The organism is Achromobacter sp. ISS7 (assembly GCF_056523125.1).
Genome location: NZ_JAWRZD010000001.1, coordinates 501261 through 516912, shown reverse-complemented (window position 1 = coordinate 516912; position 15652 = coordinate 501261). Strand labels below are relative to the sequence as shown.

Annotated in this window: 17 protein-coding genes; 6 read left to right on the top strand and 11 right to left on the bottom strand. The window is 67.5% G+C overall.

The genetic code is table 11. The features are described from left to right. Positions 1–3: 3 nt before the first annotated feature. From AC1HFW_RS02320 to AC1HFW_RS02305, 4 genes are all read right to left on the bottom strand, one after another. A complete protein-coding gene (locus AC1HFW_RS02320; protein ID WP_006393812.1) occupies positions 4–444 on the bottom strand; it encodes a tail tube family protein in 441 nt (146 codons plus the stop codon). Between the two features lie 13 nt (positions 445–457). After that, entirely contained in the window at positions 458–1933 is a 1476-nt protein-coding gene (locus tag AC1HFW_RS02315; RefSeq protein WP_479281620.1) for a DUF3383 domain-containing protein, read from the bottom strand. A 10-nt stretch (positions 1934–1943) separates the two neighbouring features. Next, positions 1944–2537: a phage neck terminator protein gene (locus tag AC1HFW_RS02310; protein WP_061072018.1), complete on the bottom strand. Its 594-nt coding sequence runs from the start codon at positions 2535–2537 to the stop codon at positions 1944–1946. Between the two features lie 932 nt (positions 2538–3469). Next, positions 3470–3727: a hypothetical protein gene (locus AC1HFW_RS02305; RefSeq protein WP_479281619.1), complete on the bottom strand. Its 258-nt coding sequence runs from the start codon at positions 3725–3727 to the stop codon at positions 3470–3472. 328 nt (positions 3728–4055) lie between these two features. Here AC1HFW_RS02305 and AC1HFW_RS02300 point away from each other — a divergent pair, with 328 nt between their 5' ends. Further along, positions 4056–4817 carry a S24 family peptidase gene (locus AC1HFW_RS02300; RefSeq protein ID WP_479281617.1) on the top strand — a complete coding sequence of 254 codons (762 nt, stop codon included), beginning with the start codon at positions 4056–4058 and terminating at the stop codon, positions 4815–4817. A 4-nt stretch (positions 4818–4821) separates the two neighbouring features. Next, entirely contained in the window at positions 4822–6630 is a 1809-nt protein-coding gene (locus tag AC1HFW_RS02295; protein ID WP_479281615.1) for a DUF4153 domain-containing protein, read from the top strand. 61 nt (positions 6631–6691) lie between these two features. Here AC1HFW_RS02295 and AC1HFW_RS02290 read toward each other — a convergent pair whose 3' ends face one another. From AC1HFW_RS02290 to AC1HFW_RS02275, 4 genes are all read right to left on the bottom strand, one after another. Continuing rightward, positions 6692–6916 carry a hypothetical protein gene (locus AC1HFW_RS02290; RefSeq protein ID WP_006393806.1) on the bottom strand — a complete coding sequence of 75 codons (225 nt, stop codon included), beginning with the start codon at positions 6914–6916 and terminating at the stop codon, positions 6692–6694. 150 nt (positions 6917–7066) lie between these two features. Beyond that, positions 7067–8170: an AI-2E family transporter gene (locus AC1HFW_RS02285; RefSeq protein ID WP_061072020.1), complete on the bottom strand. Its 1104-nt coding sequence runs from the start codon at positions 8168–8170 to the stop codon at positions 7067–7069. A gap of 83 nt (positions 8171–8253) precedes the next feature. Then, on the bottom strand, positions 8254–8949 hold the full coding sequence (locus AC1HFW_RS02280; protein ID WP_479281613.1) for a DUF3053 family protein: 696 nt from the start codon (positions 8947–8949) through the stop codon (positions 8254–8256). A 158-nt stretch (positions 8950–9107) separates the two neighbouring features. Beyond that, positions 9108–9620, bottom strand: coding sequence for a GNAT family N-acetyltransferase (locus tag AC1HFW_RS02275; RefSeq protein WP_479281611.1), 513 nt, complete (start codon positions 9618–9620; stop codon positions 9108–9110). A 160-nt stretch (positions 9621–9780) separates the two neighbouring features. Here AC1HFW_RS02275 and AC1HFW_RS02270 point away from each other — a divergent pair, with 160 nt between their 5' ends. The 3 genes from AC1HFW_RS02270 (at position 9781) to AC1HFW_RS02260 (ending at position 11920) form a co-directional block, all read left to right on the top strand. Next, entirely contained in the window at positions 9781–10143 is a 363-nt protein-coding gene (locus tag AC1HFW_RS02270) for a hypothetical protein (RefSeq protein ID WP_479281610.1), read from the top strand. 715 nt (positions 10144–10858) lie between these two features. Then, a complete protein-coding gene (locus tag AC1HFW_RS02265) occupies positions 10859–11140 on the top strand; it encodes a hypothetical protein (RefSeq protein WP_006393801.1) in 282 nt (93 codons plus the stop codon). Positions 11141–11227: 87 nt separating this feature from the next. Beyond that, positions 11228–11920, top strand: a complete 693-nt coding sequence (locus AC1HFW_RS02260; protein WP_061072024.1) for a cytochrome b/b6 domain-containing protein — start codon at positions 11228–11230, stop codon at positions 11918–11920. Between the two features lie 140 nt (positions 11921–12060). Here AC1HFW_RS02260 and AC1HFW_RS02255 read toward each other — a convergent pair whose 3' ends face one another. Further along, complete coding sequence (locus AC1HFW_RS02255) at positions 12061–12519, bottom strand: c-type cytochrome (RefSeq protein ID WP_479281609.1); 459 nt, start codon at positions 12517–12519, stop codon at positions 12061–12063. 56 nt (positions 12520–12575) lie between these two features. Beyond that, a complete protein-coding gene (purB, locus tag AC1HFW_RS02250; protein ID WP_479281608.1) occupies positions 12576–13952 on the bottom strand; it encodes an adenylosuccinate lyase in 1377 nt (458 codons plus the stop codon). A gap of 161 nt (positions 13953–14113) precedes the next feature. Here purB and AC1HFW_RS02245 point away from each other — a divergent pair, with 161 nt between their 5' ends. Beyond that, positions 14114–14725, top strand: a complete 612-nt coding sequence (locus AC1HFW_RS02245) for a glutathione S-transferase (RefSeq protein ID WP_006393797.1) — start codon at positions 14114–14116, stop codon at positions 14723–14725. 62 nt (positions 14726–14787) lie between these two features. Here the strand turns inward: AC1HFW_RS02245 and AC1HFW_RS02240 are convergent, their stop codons facing one another. Then, positions 14788–15606: a sulfite exporter TauE/SafE family protein gene (locus AC1HFW_RS02240; RefSeq protein ID WP_061072026.1), complete on the bottom strand. Its 819-nt coding sequence runs from the start codon at positions 15604–15606 to the stop codon at positions 14788–14790. Positions 15607–15652: the final 46 nt, after the last annotated feature.

Genomic DNA, 15652 nt, shown 5'->3' with positions numbered 1-15652 from the left:
GGCTTAGTAGATTCCCAGGATCGTGTCGATCTTCGCGGCGTCGAACGTCCACTTCACCACGTCGCCGTCCTTCTTGTAGGTGAGGTCGGGCTTCTTGCTGAAGGCGCACGAACGGCACGCCGTCACGTCGCCCGTGGCCGGGTTGGTGATGGTGATCAGGTTCTTGCCCCACAGGCGGCTGTCCAGCGACTGGGCGTCGTACAGGGCCTGCAGCTGCGCGTTGACCGGCGACGTCTTCAGGTAGCTCAGCGTCACGGTGCCGCTCTTGTCGGCACGCAGCGTGTGCATGACCTCGCCGTCGGCGCCCACGGTCATGGCGCTTTTCTCGGCCTTGGCGGCGATGGCGATGCCTTCATCGGCCACGCCCGAACCGGAACCCAGCGAAATCGCCCCGCCCGGGCCCACGAGACTGGCGCTGATATCAGCGAACGAATAGGTAGACATCTGCTACTCCTGTTTAGCGGTTGACCGTGACCAGAACGTCGACGGTGTGGATGGCGCCGGCTTCCTTGGCGGCGACCTGGAACGGAACGGCCTTGCGCGCTTCGCGGTCGGCCTGCGACTGGGTGGCGATCGCCGGCGCGTAGACGTAGTAGCCCTTGGCCAGCGTGTCGCCCTGCTTGAGGGCGCCGAAACCGGCCGAATTCCATACGCCCGGGGCCAGGTAGCCGTTGTTGACGGCGGCCTCGCACGCGGCCTCGATCACCGAGGCGATCAGCTGGTTGCCGGCGTCGGTCTGCGGCACCTTGGTCGGGCTGGTGTACAGCAGGTTGTAGACGTCGGTCTGGACGCGGTTGCGGAACCAGATCGCGTTGTAGACCGAGTCGATGAAGATGCCGCTGGGCGTCACGCCGTACTGGATGATGGCCGTGTCGTTGTCGTAGTTGACGAACACGTTGCAGTTCTTGGCGGCCAGCGTGTCGGCCTGGCTGCTGCTCAGGGTCTCGGCGACGATGCCGGGCTCCTGCTTGTACATCAGCGTGATGGTGGTGTTGTTGGCGTTGAAGTTCACCGTCAGCATGCGGCCCAGCAGCGAGGCCACCGCGTACGGATGGGCGCTGGAGAACTGCACGATCGAGTACTTGTACTTCAGCGCCTTCAGCTGGCTGGCGATGTCGTCGTGATTGGTCGGGTCCAGCACCTGCGGCGCCTGGGTCGACACGCCGTACAGGTGGCGCTGGTCGGCCTCGATCAGGGCGGCCACGGCCAGGTGCTGGGCGTTGGTGATCTCGGCGTCGGCGAAGGCCAGGCCCAGGAACTTGTTGGCGAAGCGGTCCAGGAACAGCGACACGGCATCCACCGGGGATTCGGCGACGACGCCGGCGACGGGCGCGGAGGCCTTGGCCGCGGTCAGGCCCAGCATCGACGAGATGTCGGTGCCGGCGCCGGCGGCCGAGGCGTAGCCCAGCGTCGAGGTGGTGCCCGAGGTGTTCGAGGCCACGACGAACTGCGAGCCGTTCCACACCACCGAGGCCGAGGCCAGGGCCGTCGAGATGATCGTGGCGACGCCGTTCAGGTTGGTGGCGCCGGAGAAGTCCAGGCTGTTGACCGTCTTGGCGGTGCCGTCGACCGTCAGGGTGAAGGCGCCCGCGGTCACCGCGGTCCAGGCCGACATCTGCTTCTCGGCGGCCGACAGCACGGCGCCGCGCAGCGTGGCCGAGGTCGCGCCCTTGGCCCAGCGGCCGATGTACAGCTGCGAGGGCTGGGGCGTCTGCTGGAAGTACAGCAGGGCCGCGCGGTATTCGGCCGCGGTGGTGCCGAAGTCGGCGGCGACGGCGTCGATGCCGCCATAGGAACGCATGCGCTCGCCGGTGTCGATGACGGCGGACGAGCCCAGCAGCAGCGCGGTGTTCAGGCGCGCGCCTTGCGCCGCGAGCGGCGACATGTTGATCGTGACGTTGATCAGGCGTGATACCGGCAATCCATTAGCCATGGTAAATCCCTTAATCTTCAAGGTGGTTGATGTTGTCCGTCGGGGACAGCGACGCGGCATGCGTCGTGACTTGCGCCGACAGGAGATTCAGGACCGGATAGCTGCGCGTGACCCGGCGCGTGAAGTGCAGGGTCATGTCGAACTGCCGTATCCACTGCTGATTCACGAGTTCGTGCTTGGCCAGGATCGGCCCCGCGCCGCCGACCGCCATGCCTTGCGCCAGCAAGGGTTCGCGGTTCTGCGGCACGGCGGCGCCGTCGCGCAGCTGCGCCGCGTGGCGCAGCGCGCGCGGTCCGTACATCGAGCAAAGCACCTCGATGTCTTCGTGCCGAACGTATGAATCAGATCCTTCCCCGGCCGGGTCGTGGGTGACGACCGGACCGGCGTCCGCGGTTTGCGACCGGATGTCCATCAGGCACCAGGTATCGGTCTGCGCGGGCGGTTCCACGCCGGCCGCGGGCCAGCGTGTGCGAACCATGTCTGTGGGCAGGCCGGACACGCCGGCGATGAACCCATGCAACAGCGCCTCGAGCTCGGCATCCTCCAGGGGCGGAGAAATGGCGATCGGCGCCAGGTAGCCGCCGGTGGCCGAACTATTCGCCATGCGTCGCTCCTTTGTCGTGTTGAGATGCCCGAAGGCGGGTTTGGGGGAATCCAGAGGCCTGGAAGCGGAACGCCGACTTTGGTGCGCCATCGGCGCGATGCCGCGTTGCGTGATGCGTGCGGCCGGGTTGCGGCGGATTCCGGCTGTCGCCCACCGGGCTGCCGCCTCGAGCCGTTCCAGGTCACCGCGGGCGGGAGAAAGGCCCGGTCATGGAAGGAACGGCGAGGCGGCAGGCCGCTGGGCCCCGCCTTGCGGGCGGCGCCAAGCAAAACGCCCCGCGCTCTCGAAGAGAACGCGGGGCGTGCAAACGAAAAAAGGCCCCACGCTCCGCCGCTACGCGGGTCGCTGCCCCCCGAGGGGGCGTTTTTGCCTTGGGGCGGCCCGGCGGCAAAAAAAAAGGCCCGCCTGTGGCGAGCCTGTCTTGGGGGAACTGCAAAGAGCATGAGGGACGCGCATCCGGCGATTCATCCGCCTTCCGGCGGAGTGGCCGGGCACACGTACCCTCTCATAAATAAGGCCCGCTGTTGGCGGGCCTGGTTTGCTTGCTGCTGTTTGTTTGGTGCTACTTGCTTATTGCTACTTGCTTGTTGCTGCGTGCTTGTTGCTGCGTGCTTGTTGTTGCGTGGATGCTGATGCCTGCTTGTCGTGCGGCTCTTGCTGCCTGGAAAGGCCGGCGATGTGAACCGCGACGCCATGAACGAATTGTCACGCAACCCCTGCCGCCGAAGCAATCCCGGCATGTCGCACCGTGCGTATCGTGCCGCTGCATGCAGGGCGTGTTCTCACGAACGTACCCTCTCATAAATAAGGCCCGCGATGTGCGGGCCTTTTTCTCAATGCTTATTCAACGTTCATTCAAGGCTTCCGCGCCTGGGCGCTTGAACCAATCGTCGGCGGGTAGCGCGACGACATGGATGCATTCTCTCGCGGCATCAGGCGTGCAGGCAATTCCCCTCGCGTCGCACTTCGCCCCAGACGTAGGTCAGCGAGTTGCGCGCATGCTCGATCCGCGCCACCTGGCCACCTTCGTGCAGGGTTTCGAGCACGCGCAGGATCGCCTGTCGCATTGCGTTGCGTTCGCGCCGCGTCAGCTCGCGGGCGCCGGACGCGCCGCGCACCAGTTCGGCCATGCGCCACGGACGCCCCGGCGCCGCCGCCATGAGGTCCAGCACTTCGGTTGCATATTTCATCGGGATGCCTCCCCGCCAAGACGCTTATCCATGCTTTTTTTTCCTTGATGCAAGCTTGCCGTTCGTCGTATTCCCGGAAAGGCCGGCAGTTGAATAATCGCTACCTGGGTAGCGATGAGTGGGCCACATTTGCCGGTCACCCACCCCAATCGCCACGGACGCGGCGGCGAGCCCCGCCGTATCCGTACAAGCCGCAAGCCGCCTGATCGAAGGCTTGCGGCTGGCCCTACTGTCTCCGGGATGAAAGTCATGGTAGCGAGTCGCTACCGAAAAATCAACAGCGAATCGCTACTGTACTTTCGGGTAGCGGGTTGCTACTATCGCTACCATGGACATCCGCTCGATACGACTGAACAACCTCAAGTACGCCGTACACGAAGCGGGGGGCGTCGACCGCCTGGCCGAACGCGCCGGCGTCAGTCGCAAGTACCTCGACCAGATCCTTCAAGGGTTCCAGGGCAGGCGCGACAAGAACCCGCGCCGGGTCGGCGATGCGCTGGCCGCCAGGCTGGCCGCCGGCCTGGGCCAGCCGGCCCACTGGATGGACCTGCCCCACCCCGACCTGTGGCGCGAGCTCTCGCCCGACGTCGTGGCCGACGAGCCCACGGGCCGGCTCGTGTCCTTCCACCCCGCGCGGCTGGGCAGGCCCGATCACGGCAATGTCCTCATCGCCCAGTTCGACACCGGAGGCGCCATGGGCAACGGCCTGGAATTGCGTGACCAGCCCGGCGTCATCCAGAGCTGGAACGTCAGCCCGGAATGGCTGCAGAAGAACGTGCGCGGCTTTTCCGCTTCGAAGAACCTGTGCATCGTCACCGGGTTCGGCGACTCCATGCGCCCCATGTTCAACCCCGGCGATCCCCTGATCGTCGACCGCGGCGTGCAGGCCGTCGAATACGACGCCATCTACTTCTTCCGCGTCGGCAGCGAAGGCTTCATCAAGCGGCTGCAACGCATTCCCACCGCCACTGGGCTGGTGGTCCGGGCCAAATCCGAGAACACCAAGTACGACGCCTGGGACATCACCGAAGGCATGGATTTCGAGGTCTTCGGCCGCGTGCTGAAGGTCTGGCGCAGCGAGGACTTCTGACCCCATGGCAACCCCTTCGCGCCTGTCGGCGCCCGAGAAAACCATCCTGATCCATGGCGCGCTCGGCGCGCTGCTGGCCTTGGCGCTGCATGCCACGCTGTTGAACCGCGTGTGGCCATGGCACAACCTGTTCGCCACCCTCTTCGCGATCCAATGGATCTGGCTGGTGCCGCTGGCGGGCGCCATGCTGGCCGGCATGCGCTCGGGCAAGCGCTGGCTGCTGGCGCTGGCGGCCTACGGCGTGGTCCTGCCGGCGCTGCATGCCTACGGGCTGGTGACGCTGCTGGGCTGGCAGCCCGCCGCCTACACCGATAGCGGCCCGCGGTCGCTGGCGACGCTGATCACCGCCGCCAGCGGCTTCATGCTGCTGCCGCTGATCCAGGCGCTCGATCCCTCCCGGCCCGGCTGGGACTATCCCGCCGTGTTCCGCGCCGCGTGGCGCAACACCGTCAAGCTGGCGCTGGCGGGCGGCCTGGCCCTGGCGGTCTGGCTGCTGTTCTGGGCCGCCAGCGCCATGTTCGGCATGATCGGCATCACCGCGGTCGGCCAGGTTGTCAAATCCACCCGCTTCCTGCTTGGCGTCATGCCGCTGGTGCTGGCGGTCTGCCTGGTGGGCGTGCACCGCCGCCCGCAACTGGCGGACACGCTGCAACGCTCGTGGCTCACGCTCACCGCGTGGCTGCTGCCGCTGGTCGCGCTGGTCGGCATCGCCTTCGTGCTGGCGCTGGTGGCCCGGCTGACGCTGGACCTGCAGGCGGGGGCCCTGTCGGCCGGCGCGCTGATCGCCTTCAGCGCGCTCTGGATCAAGCTCATCAACTCCGCCTGGCAGGACAGCCCGCAGGCCCCGCCCTTCGGCCCGCGCCTGCGCGCGGTGCTGCGCGTGGCGGCGATCGGCCTGCTGCCGCTGGCGCTGGTGGCGCTGTACGGCCTGGTGGTGCGCATCGAGCAGTACGGCTGGACCGTTCCACGCATCTGGGGTCTTTACGCCTCGATCCTGCTGACGCTCTACGCGCTGGGCTATGCCTGGGCGGCGTTGGCGGCGCGGCGCTTCCACACGATCCTGGGCGGCACCAACATCCTCGCGGCGTTCTGCGCGCTCATCATGCTGGCGCTGGTGAGCACGCCGCTGCTGAGCCCCGACCGCATCGAGGTCAACAGCCAGGTGCAACGCCTGATCGACGGGCGCATCCCGCCAGAAGAATTCAGCTATCTCTCGGCCGCGCGCGACCGTGGCGAATACGGCCGGCAAGCCATGCGCAGGCTGGCCGATGGCGCCGCCCAGGCGCAATCCCCCAAGATCGCGACGGCGGCCGCCGACGCCCTGAAGGGCCAATACCATGACTGGGGTCCGCGGGTCACCTCCCAGGAACGCGCCCCGGCCAAGCCGGCCACCCTGCAGGCGTATCCGTCGGGCAGCCCGGTGCCGGATGCCTGGTGGCGCTACGCCGCGGCGGAAAATCCCTACGAGGCAGACAGATGCGTGCGCGCGGAACAGGCCGCGGCCGACAATCCGGCCTTGAACGGCTCGCGCTGCTGGCTGATCCACGCGGACATCACCGGCCTCGGCAATGACGACCTGGTCCTGTACGTGCCGCCGCGTCCCGACGCCAGCGCGGGGGGCTACGAAGCGTTCCTGAGCTATCAAAAGCTGGGCAACGACACCTGGCGCCTGGTGTCCTCCAAGAGCAACCGCAAGTCCGAAAGCGGTCCGGAGGTGGACATCGGCAGCGCGCTGGCGCAAGGCCAGGTGCATACCGAACCGCGCCAGGATCGCGACCTGATCGTCGGCGGGCGGCGCCTGCCGCTGCGCTGAACGGCGCGGGCGCTCCCGAGGCAGTCCGTGCGCGTCGCGCGGGCTACCCCGGGCATGCCGGTTACGGCTTTTCTTCCAGGTCCGGCGTGCCGGTGAACTGGCTCTTGAGCAGGGTCAGCGCGCCCTTTTCCGCCAACGCTTCGTTGGGGAACACGTTCTTGGTGTCTTCCAGCACGGGAAAGCCGAAGACGCGGACGCGGGCGTGGTAGCCCTCGGGGGTTTCGGCCAGCTCGATGTCGAAGTTGCGTTCTTCGATCCAGCCCGACTTGTGCAGTTTCCAGTCCATATCCGACGTGCTCCTGGTAAGAGAAGGAAAGGCGCGCGGCCGGCGTGCGGCCGGCCGCGCCGTTGATGCGTGGCGCCGGCCCGCGAGGACCGGCGCCATTACCGCCTTACACCGGCCGCGCTGACGGCGGCTTGACCGGATGCAATGCCTTCAATCCGCCTTCTCGGGCGACGGCGGGGGCGGCGGCTCGGCTGGCGCGACGGCGGCCTCGGCCGGAGGCGAGAACAGGTCCCAGCAGGCCATGAACAGCGCGGCGATCAGCGGCCCGATGACGAAGCCGTTCAGGCCGAACAGCGCCATGCCACCCAGCGTCGAGATCAGCACCACGTAGTCGGGCATCTTGGTGTCCTTGCCCACCAGGATCGGACGCAGCACGTTGTCGACCATGCCGATCACCAGCACGCCGAAAGCGATCAGCACCGCGCCCTTGATGGTCGCGCCCGTCAGCAGGAAATAGATCGCCACCGGCGCCCAGATCAGCCCGGCGCCCACCGCCGGCAGCAGCGACAGGAAGCCCATGATGACGCCCCACAGCAGCGCCCCCTGGATGCCCAGGATGGAGAAGATGATGCCGCCCAACGCGCCCTGCGACGCCGCCACCGCGATGTTGCCCTTGACCGTGGCGCGCACCACGGTCGTGAACTTGCGGAACAGGTGATGCTTGTGCGTGTCGCTGAGCGGCATGGCGCGCTTGATGCGCAGGCCCAGTTGCGGCCCGTCGCGCAGCAGGAAGAACAGCAGGTACAGCATGATGCCGAAGCTGATCACGAACTGGAACGTGTCCTGGCCGATGCTCAGCGCCTGGGTCGCGAGGAACTGGCTGACCTGCATCGCGCCCGCGCTGAGCTTTTCCTGCAGGCTGGGGATGTCGGCCAGGTCGAACCGCGCCAGCAGGTCGTGCACCGAAGGCGGCAGCGCCTCCATGGCCTGCTGGAAGTAGGCGCCGAAGTTGATCTGCCCGGACTTGATGCTCTGGTAGAGGTTCGCGCCCTCGCTCACCAGCGAACCGCTGATGACCACCAGCGGCAGGATCACCAGCAGCAGCACCAGCGCCAGCGTGATCAGGGCCGCCAGGTTGCGCCGTCCGCCGATGCGCGGCACCAGGCGCCGTTGCAGCGGCGCGAACAGGATGGCCAGGATGGCGCCCCAGAACACCGCGCCGTAGAACGGCCACAACAGCCAGCCGAAGGCGATGGAGACGATCACCAGGAGGAGCAGGAAAGTCCGGTAATGCAAGCTTGAGGATTGGCTCATGTTCCGTCCAAGGCGCGGCATGCGCCGCGAGACCCGCATTGTACTAAGGGCCTGCCGAGAGGCCGACACCAAGGGGGGCCGTGCTAGGGAGCCTGCCGCGCCACCACGGCGCGGGCCTGTTCCAGCGCCCCGGATTGCGCATTCAACCCTTGCAACCGCTGGTTCAGTTCCAGCTGCAGCGATGGCGTGGCGACCTTGGCCTGCCCGTCCTCGAGCGTGATGTCGCCGGCATGGGCGGCGACGAAGTCGGCCACGCCCAGCGCGTCGCGCGCCACGGTGTCCATCCTGCCCGCGGCGTCCCGCAACTCGGCCGCGGGGGCCGTGACCGCCTCGTCGTACACGCCGTCATAGACCGGCGCGAGGTCCGGCGCCAGTTCCATGCCGCCGCGCGCCTTGTCGGCGCGGGCCTGGGCGACCTGCAACCGGCGGGCACTGTCGGCCAGCGTCGCGCGTGCGTCGGCCAGGGCCTGGCGTCGCCGCACGATGTCGTCGACCGACTGGATGCGCTCGGCCGCCAGCACAGGCCGCAGCGACGCCGAGGCCTTGGCCAGGGCGTCCTGGAAATCGGTGATGACCGCATAGGCGTCGCGATAACGGCCGATGGCGTCCGACTCGGCCTCGCTCAGCGCGCCGATCGGCGCCAGCGTGCCCGCCGCGATCCGTTGCTGCAGCAGGCCGATGAAGGCGGCCCGCTCCTCTGGCTCGCGATTGCCGCAAGCTGCGAGCGCCAGCACCGTGGCCGCCGCCAGGGTGGCCAGGCAGATCCGCAGCAGTGCCATGCCCTTCCTCCTTGCGTATTGCGTTGCGGCGCGGCGATCGGCCCGCCATGCGGCCGAGGCCGACGCCCCCGGCCAGATTATCCCGAAGCGTCCGCCGCATGCCGCCGGCGGGCGGATTTTGTTGCCATCGAAGCGAGTTGACACAGGGCGCGCCGCGCTCAGTCCGGCCACGCGAAACGCATCGCGCAGCGCCGGGCAGGATCGAATCCCGCGGCCGCCTCTTCCCGCAGCCGCGCGCGCAGTGCCGGCGTCAGTTGCGCCGCGGGTACCTCGACAAAGCCGTGCCGCCGGTAGAACGGGCCATTCCAGGGCAGCTCGCGATCGGTCGTCAGCACGACCGCGTCGTACTCCCCCGCCGCCCGTGCCTGCGTCACCACCGCGCGCAGCAGGCCGCCGCCAAGGCCTTGGCCCTGCCACGGACTGGCGACCGACATCTCCGCCAGGAACAGGTCGCCGCCCAGCGGTTGCGCCAGCGCGAACCCCACGGGCCGGTCGTCGTCGTCGGCCGCGACCCACAGCAATCCGGCTGCCGCCGCGCTCGCCAGCGCTGCCGGCGGCTGGGTCTCGCCGGTGGCGGCCCAGGCCATGGGCGTGCCAAGAAAGCGCTCGGCGGCCGAGCGTTCGATGTCGGGCAGGAAGGCCAGGTCGGCCGGATGGGCGTGTCGGATCATGGGGCGCCAAGTATGCACCAGGCGCGCCCCGCGCGAACGCCAGCGGGGCCCCTGGCTGCGGGCGTATCGGCCAGCGGCCGGGGCCATCCCTGCCGTTACCCCCTAGAATGTCGGTTTGCCGGCCCGCCTGGGCCGCCCATCCTCCTAGCCATCCCGCGGAATGACTCAAGACGTTTCCCCCGACACCTGGGGCTTTGCCCAGCCCGACTGCCGCGGCGCCGCCGCGCTGCTGTATTTCATGAGCGACCTGGCGCGCGTGGCCAACCAGTACCTGCGCCCCGGCCACCTGAGCCAGGAAGCGCTGGCCGACGCCCAGAAGGCCGTGGACGCGCTGCTGGAGCGCTATGTCGACATCGAAGCCGCTCCCCAAGCCTTCGATGACGAACGCGTCGAACTCGCCCTGGAGACCGACACTCGCCCCGACGGCTCGACCGCCGCCCAGGTCGCGTTGCGGATGTCGCCACGCCTGGAAGGCCTGATCATCGAGGCCCAGCGCCAGGCGGCCGGCCCCACCAGCCACTGACGGGCATCCCGGGGGCGCGCGCGTGCCCCCGGCATCGCCCCGGTGCGACACGCCCCTTCCCCCGGCGCAAAAAAACCCTTGCAAAATCACGGCACTAGCTATATGATTAGCAGTTGAGCCGAAAGATTTCTCATACTTGGCTCATGTTTTTGCCCCGTCTGGCACCCCATCTGGCCCACCTGCCAGGCGCTTGCAAAACGCCCTTCCTGGGGCCGGTTTCACCCGATTCTGCGACAGACAACCCTAACAACGCAGACCCGGTTGATGCCATCATGATGGATGGCAAGATCATCCCGCCCAGGTTTCGTCTTACGACACACATTGCCGTTTTCTGATCGTTCCGCCCAGTCCGGCCTGATCGGAAAACCTCTACCCGCAGCCCGACGGCCGCGGTAATTCCAGACCGCGGTAACCCCGCAGTAACCCATTCGCGGCGGCGACCCAACGCCACCGCCCGCCAGGACCGCCGTTCGTCATTGACCGGCGCGGTCCGGCAGCAAGCCGCAGGCGCATGCCCGCGGTCAGTACCTCCGCCACCGGCGTGGCGCGCAAGCAAACCATGAGAATGCGCAAAATGCCGGTAACGGATATGCGTTAGTGTCATGCATGACTCGGCACGCGGACAGGACGCGGCGCGACAGCGCCCTCACCCGGTCCTCGCGGCATGCACTGCGCGGCAATTCCCATAACAAGAACTTGAAAGAGAACAAACACCATGAATACTCGTTTCACGACCTCGGACCTGATCCGACGCCCGGCCCATACCAAGCTGGACAACATGCCGATCCACATCGGCGACATCGTTTATCTGCAACCGGCCCACGGCCCGGCCATTCGCGCCGCCGTGATCTTCAACGCGCCGATCGACGGCACGACCACGTACACCACCGAAGTCGTGCCGTGCGGAGCGGCCGCGCAAAAGGCGCCCGGCCAGCGCATCCGCTTCCGTCACGAGCACGTGCACCGCATCGAACCGGTGCGTCGCGCCGCTCGCTGATCCAGCGCAAACCCGCCGCGGCCCTGCCGCGGCGGCTTCATTTGTGCGTGATAAAGTCGCAGGCAACGCAGTCATCGCGCGACCATCATGCAAAACAACCGGCTTGCCATCCGCATCTGGGACCTTCCCACCCGCCTCTTCCACTGGGCGCTCGTCGTCTGTATCGTCGGCGCCTTCGTCAGCGTCAAGCTGGGCGGGTTGTACATGGACTGGCACGTGCGCTTCGGCTGTACCGCGCTGGGCCTGATCATCTTCCGCCTGCTGTGGGGCTTTGTCGGCCCGCGCTATGCGCGCTTCGCGCAATTCGTGCGCGGTCCGCGCGCCGTGGCCAACTATCTCAAGGGTGCGGCCGCGCCCGCCGGCCACAATCCGCTGGGCGCGCTGTCGGTACTGGCGCTGCTGCTGGTGATTGGTTTCCAGGCCGTGAGCGGCCTGTTCACCACCGACGACATCATGACGCAGGGCCCACTGTTCGGCCACGTCAGCGAGCCCACCGCCAACCTGCTGACCTCGTGGCACAAACTCAATGAATGGGTCATCATCGGCCTGATCGCGCTGCACCTGCTGGCCGTGGCCTGGTATGCGCTGGTGCGGCGCAAGCGGCTGGTGCGCGCCATCATCACCGGCAACGTCGATCCGAAGGACGTCCCGCCCGGCACGCCGCCAACCCAGGACGGGTTCGCGATCTGGCTGCGCGCCCTGATCCTGGGGGCGTGCGTCACCGGCCTGGTGCTGTGGATCCGTTCGCTGGAGATCGCCGCGGACATGTCGTTCTCGTAGCGCGGTTCGCGCGTCGCGCGGCTCCGACGCCAAAGCGCGGCGCCAAGGTACGACGCCAAGGCACAACAGCAAAAGAAAAGCCCCTCGACCGAGGGGCTTTTTGCATGCTGGGCGCCGCGCCACGGGGGCGCGCGACCGGCTTACTTCTTCTTGCGGTAGGCGTCGTGACAGGCCTTGCAGCTGGCGCCGACGTCGCCGAAGGCCGCGCGCAGCTTGTCGAGATCGCCGGCGTCGGCGGCGGCCGACAGCTTGACGATGTTGTCCTGGAACGCCTGCTGCTTCTGCTTGAAGCCGGCCGCGTCGCTCCAGATTTCCGGACGGGCGTCACCGCCTTCCGTACCCGCGCCGAAAGCCGTCCACGGCAGCGCCGACAGGGTCTTGAGCACGTCGACGTTGGCCTTGATCTGGGCCGCGTCGTAAGGCGCCTGGCCCTTGATCACCGGCGTCATGCGGCCGAAGTGCGAGGCCATCAGCGTCAGCGCCGACTGGCGGTACTTGACGGCATCTTCAGGCTTGGCGAACTGTGCCTGGGCCGAGGTCGCCAGCAGCGACCCGACGGTCATACAGGCCAGCGCGGCGAGCGTGGACAACTTCTTCATTGCAATCTCCCGTAAGTACAACAAGAATGCCGCGCGCCCTGCGCGCGGCGTGGCGACTATACCGCCCGGGCCAGGTCCGCGGCCAGGCCGATATACGAACGCGGGGTCATCGCCAGCAGGCGCGCCTTGGGCTCGTCCGGCAGGGCCAGGCCCTGGATGAATTCTCGCAGGGCTTCCTCGGTGATGCCCTTGCCGCGCGTCAAGGCCTTGAGCTGTTCGTACGGCTGCGGCAGGCCATAGCGGCGCATGACCGTCTGCACCGGCTCGGCCAGCACTTCCCAGCAGGCGTCGATGTCGGCGTCGATCGCGGCGACGTTGACTTCCAGCTTGCCCAGGCCGCGCATGCAGGCGTCCCACGCGACCAGGCAGTAGCCCAGGCCCACGCCCAGGTTGCGCAGCACGGTGGAGTCGGTCAGGTCGCGCTGCCAGCGGGAGATCGGCAGCTTGTCGGCCAGGTGGCGCAGCACGGCGTTGGCCAGGCCCAGGTTGCCTTCGGAGTTCTCGAAGTCGATGGGGTTGACCTTGTGCGGCATGGTCGACGAACCGACCTCGCCTTCCTTCAGGCGCTGCTTGAAGTAGCCCAGGGCCACGTAGCCCCAGATGTCGCGGTCCAGGTCGAGCACGATGATGTTGGCGCGCGCGATGGCGTCGAACAGCGCCGACATCCAGTCGTGCGGTTCGATCTGGATGGTGTGGCGGTTCTGCGTCAGGCCCAGGCCGGCCAACACGCGCTGGCTGAAGGCGGGCCAGTCGATTTCCGGGTACGCCGACAGGTGGGCGTTGTAGTTGCCGGTGGCGCCGTTGAGCTTGGCCAGCGGCTCGACCGCTTCGACGGCGGCAATGGCGCGGTTCAGGCGCGCCGCGACGTTGGCGAATTCCTTGCCCAGCGTGGTGGGGCTGGCCGGCTGGCCATGGGTGCGCGACAGCATCGGCTGGTCGGCCTGGGCCACGGCCATGTCGTTGAGCTTGGTGGCGATTTCACGCAGGCGCGGCAGCACCACTTCGCTGCGGGCGCGCGACAGCATCAGCGCGTGCGAGGTGTTGTTGATGTCTTCGGAGGTGCAGGCGAAATGGATGAATTCGGCCGCGGCCGCCAGTTCGGCGTGGTCGGCGACCTTTTCCTTGAGCCAGTATTCGACGGCCTTGACGTCGTGGTTGGTGACGCGCTCGATGTCCTTGATGCGGGCGGCGTCGGCCTCGGAGAAGTCGCGCACCAGCTGTTGCAGGCGGGCGCGGGCTTCCTGGGAGAACGCGGGCAGTTCCGGCAGGCCGGCGTCGGACAGGGCCACCAGCCAGGCCACCTCGACCTCGACGCGGTGGGCCATGAAACCGGCCTCGGAGAGCAGCCCGCGCAGCGCGTCGCCGCGGGAGGCGTATCGGCCATCCAGTGGCGAAAGGGCGTTAAGTTGGCTAAGCTGGTCGGCGATTTGCATGGTCTGGGAAAGAAAAAGCTGCGGATGGGAAAACCCGGCGATTTTATCATTCAGGGCCGTGCAACATTGTGGCAAACTGGACGGGATTCCGTCCCGCGGACGGTTTGGCCGTCATGCGGCCTGCTATACTTCGGCCGCTTTCCGACTCCGCTTGTGAATCCATGAAACTGATCGGCTCGCTTACCAGTCCATACGTGCGCAAGGTGCGTATCGTCATGGCCGAGAAAAAGCTGGATTATCGGCTTGAACTCGAAAACGTCTGGTCCGCCGACACGCAGATCCAAACGTACAACCCGCTGGGCAAGGTGCCCTGCCTGGTCATGGAAGATGGCGGCGCCCTGTTCGACTCGCGCGTCATCGTCGAATACCTGGACACCTTGTCGCCCGTCGCCCGCCTGATTCCGCAGCCGGGCCGCGATCGCGCGGCCGTCAAATGCTGGGAAGCCATCGCCGATGGCCTGCTGGACGCCTGCGTCACCATCGTCAAGGAAAGGCAGCGCCCCGAGGCGCAGCGCAGCCCCGAATGGATCGAACGCCAGTACGGCAAGATCCACGCCAGCCTGGACGCCATGGACAAGAGCCTGGGCGACAACGCCCACTGCATGGGCATCAACTACAGCCTGGCCGATATCGCCGTGGGCTGTGGCCTGGGCTACCTGGACCTGCGCTTCGCCGAACTGGACTGGCGCGTCAACCACCCCAACCTGGCGCGCCTGTACGACAAGCTGTCGCAGCGCCAGTCGTTCGTGGATACCATCCCCAAGACGGCCTGACGCCGCCCCGGCGCCAAACCGCCCTGCTCCGGCCGCCTCGCGCGGCCGGTTTCACGTCCGGCTCAGGCCAGGAAGGCCTGGCCGGCCTTGAACAGCATGTAGGCCGCCAGCGCGAACAGCAGGCAGGCGAACACCCGCTTCAGGGTCTGCACCGGCAGGCGGTGCGCCATGCGCGCGCCCAGCGGCGCCGTCAGGACGCTGACGCACACCAGCACCAGCAGCGCCGGCCAATAGATGTAGCCCAGCATGCCGGGCCGCGTCGCCCCTTCGTTCAGGCCCGACACCACGTAGCCGATGCTGTTGGCCAGCGCGATGGGAAAGCCCAGCGCCGCCGAGGTCGAGACCGCATTGTGCAGCGCGACGTTGCACCAGACCATGAACGGCACCGACAGGAAGCCACCGCCCGCGCCCACCAGCCCCGACAGGAAGCCGATGCCGGCGCCAGCCGTGCTGGTGCCGATCACGCCGGGCATCTGGCGGCTGGGCTTGGGCTTCTTGTTGCGCAGCATGTTCCAGCCGGAATAGCCCACGAACAGCGCGAAGAACAGCGACAGCCACAGGGTGCTGAGCGCCGCGAACACCGCGCCGCCCGACAGCAGGCCGCCGAGGATGATGCCCGGCGCCATCGCCCAGACGATCGGCCACTTGATGGTGCCTTTCTGCTGGTGCGCGCGCACGCTGGAGATCGAGGTGAACAGGATCGAGGTCATCGAGGTGGCGATGGCGGCATGCACCACCAGGTCGGCCGGCATGCCCTTCCAGGCGAACAGCATCGTCAGGAACGGCACCAGCAGCATGCCGCCGCCGATGCCCAGCAAGCCCGCCGCGAAACCCGCCACCGCGCCCAGCGCCAGCAGGCAAATCACCATCGTTACATCCACATCCCTCTCCTCGTTGTCGGCGTGTGCCGTTTTTCATGAGCCAGGC

Coding starts and splice junctions, on each gene's coding strand:
- AC1HFW_RS02320 (WP_006393812.1), bottom strand. CDS start 444: ATGTCTACCTATTCGTTCGCTGATATCAGCGCCAGTCTCGTGGGCCCG.
- AC1HFW_RS02315 (WP_479281620.1), bottom strand. CDS start 1,933: ATGGCTAATGGATTGCCGGTATCACGCCTGATCAACGTCACGATCAAC.
- AC1HFW_RS02310 (WP_061072018.1), bottom strand. CDS start 2,537: ATGGCGAATAGTTCGGCCACCGGCGGCTACCTGGCGCCGATCGCCATT.
- AC1HFW_RS02305 (WP_479281619.1), bottom strand. CDS start 3,727: ATGAAATATGCAACCGAAGTGCTGGACCTCATGGCGGCGGCGCCGGGG.
- AC1HFW_RS02300 (WP_479281617.1), top strand. CDS start 4,056: ATGGACATCCGCTCGATACGACTGAACAACCTCAAGTACGCCGTACAC.
- AC1HFW_RS02295 (WP_479281615.1), top strand. CDS start 4,822: ATGGCAACCCCTTCGCGCCTGTCGGCGCCCGAGAAAACCATCCTGATC.
- AC1HFW_RS02290 (WP_006393806.1), bottom strand. CDS start 6,916: ATGGACTGGAAACTGCACAAGTCGGGCTGGATCGAAGAACGCAACTTC.
- AC1HFW_RS02285 (WP_061072020.1), bottom strand. CDS start 8,170: ATGAGCCAATCCTCAAGCTTGCATTACCGGACTTTCCTGCTCCTCCTG.
- AC1HFW_RS02280 (WP_479281613.1), bottom strand. CDS start 8,949: ATGGCACTGCTGCGGATCTGCCTGGCCACCCTGGCGGCGGCCACGGTG.
- AC1HFW_RS02275 (WP_479281611.1), bottom strand. CDS start 9,620: ATGATCCGACACGCCCATCCGGCCGACCTGGCCTTCCTGCCCGACATC.
- AC1HFW_RS02270 (WP_479281610.1), top strand. CDS start 9,781: ATGACTCAAGACGTTTCCCCCGACACCTGGGGCTTTGCCCAGCCCGAC.
- AC1HFW_RS02265 (WP_006393801.1), top strand. CDS start 10,859: ATGAATACTCGTTTCACGACCTCGGACCTGATCCGACGCCCGGCCCAT.
- AC1HFW_RS02260 (WP_061072024.1), top strand. CDS start 11,228: ATGCAAAACAACCGGCTTGCCATCCGCATCTGGGACCTTCCCACCCGC.
- AC1HFW_RS02255 (WP_479281609.1), bottom strand. CDS start 12,519: ATGAAGAAGTTGTCCACGCTCGCCGCGCTGGCCTGTATGACCGTCGGG.
- purB (WP_479281608.1), bottom strand. CDS start 13,952: ATGCAAATCGCCGACCAGCTTAGCCAACTTAACGCCCTTTCGCCACTG.
- AC1HFW_RS02245 (WP_006393797.1), top strand. CDS start 14,114: ATGAAACTGATCGGCTCGCTTACCAGTCCATACGTGCGCAAGGTGCGT.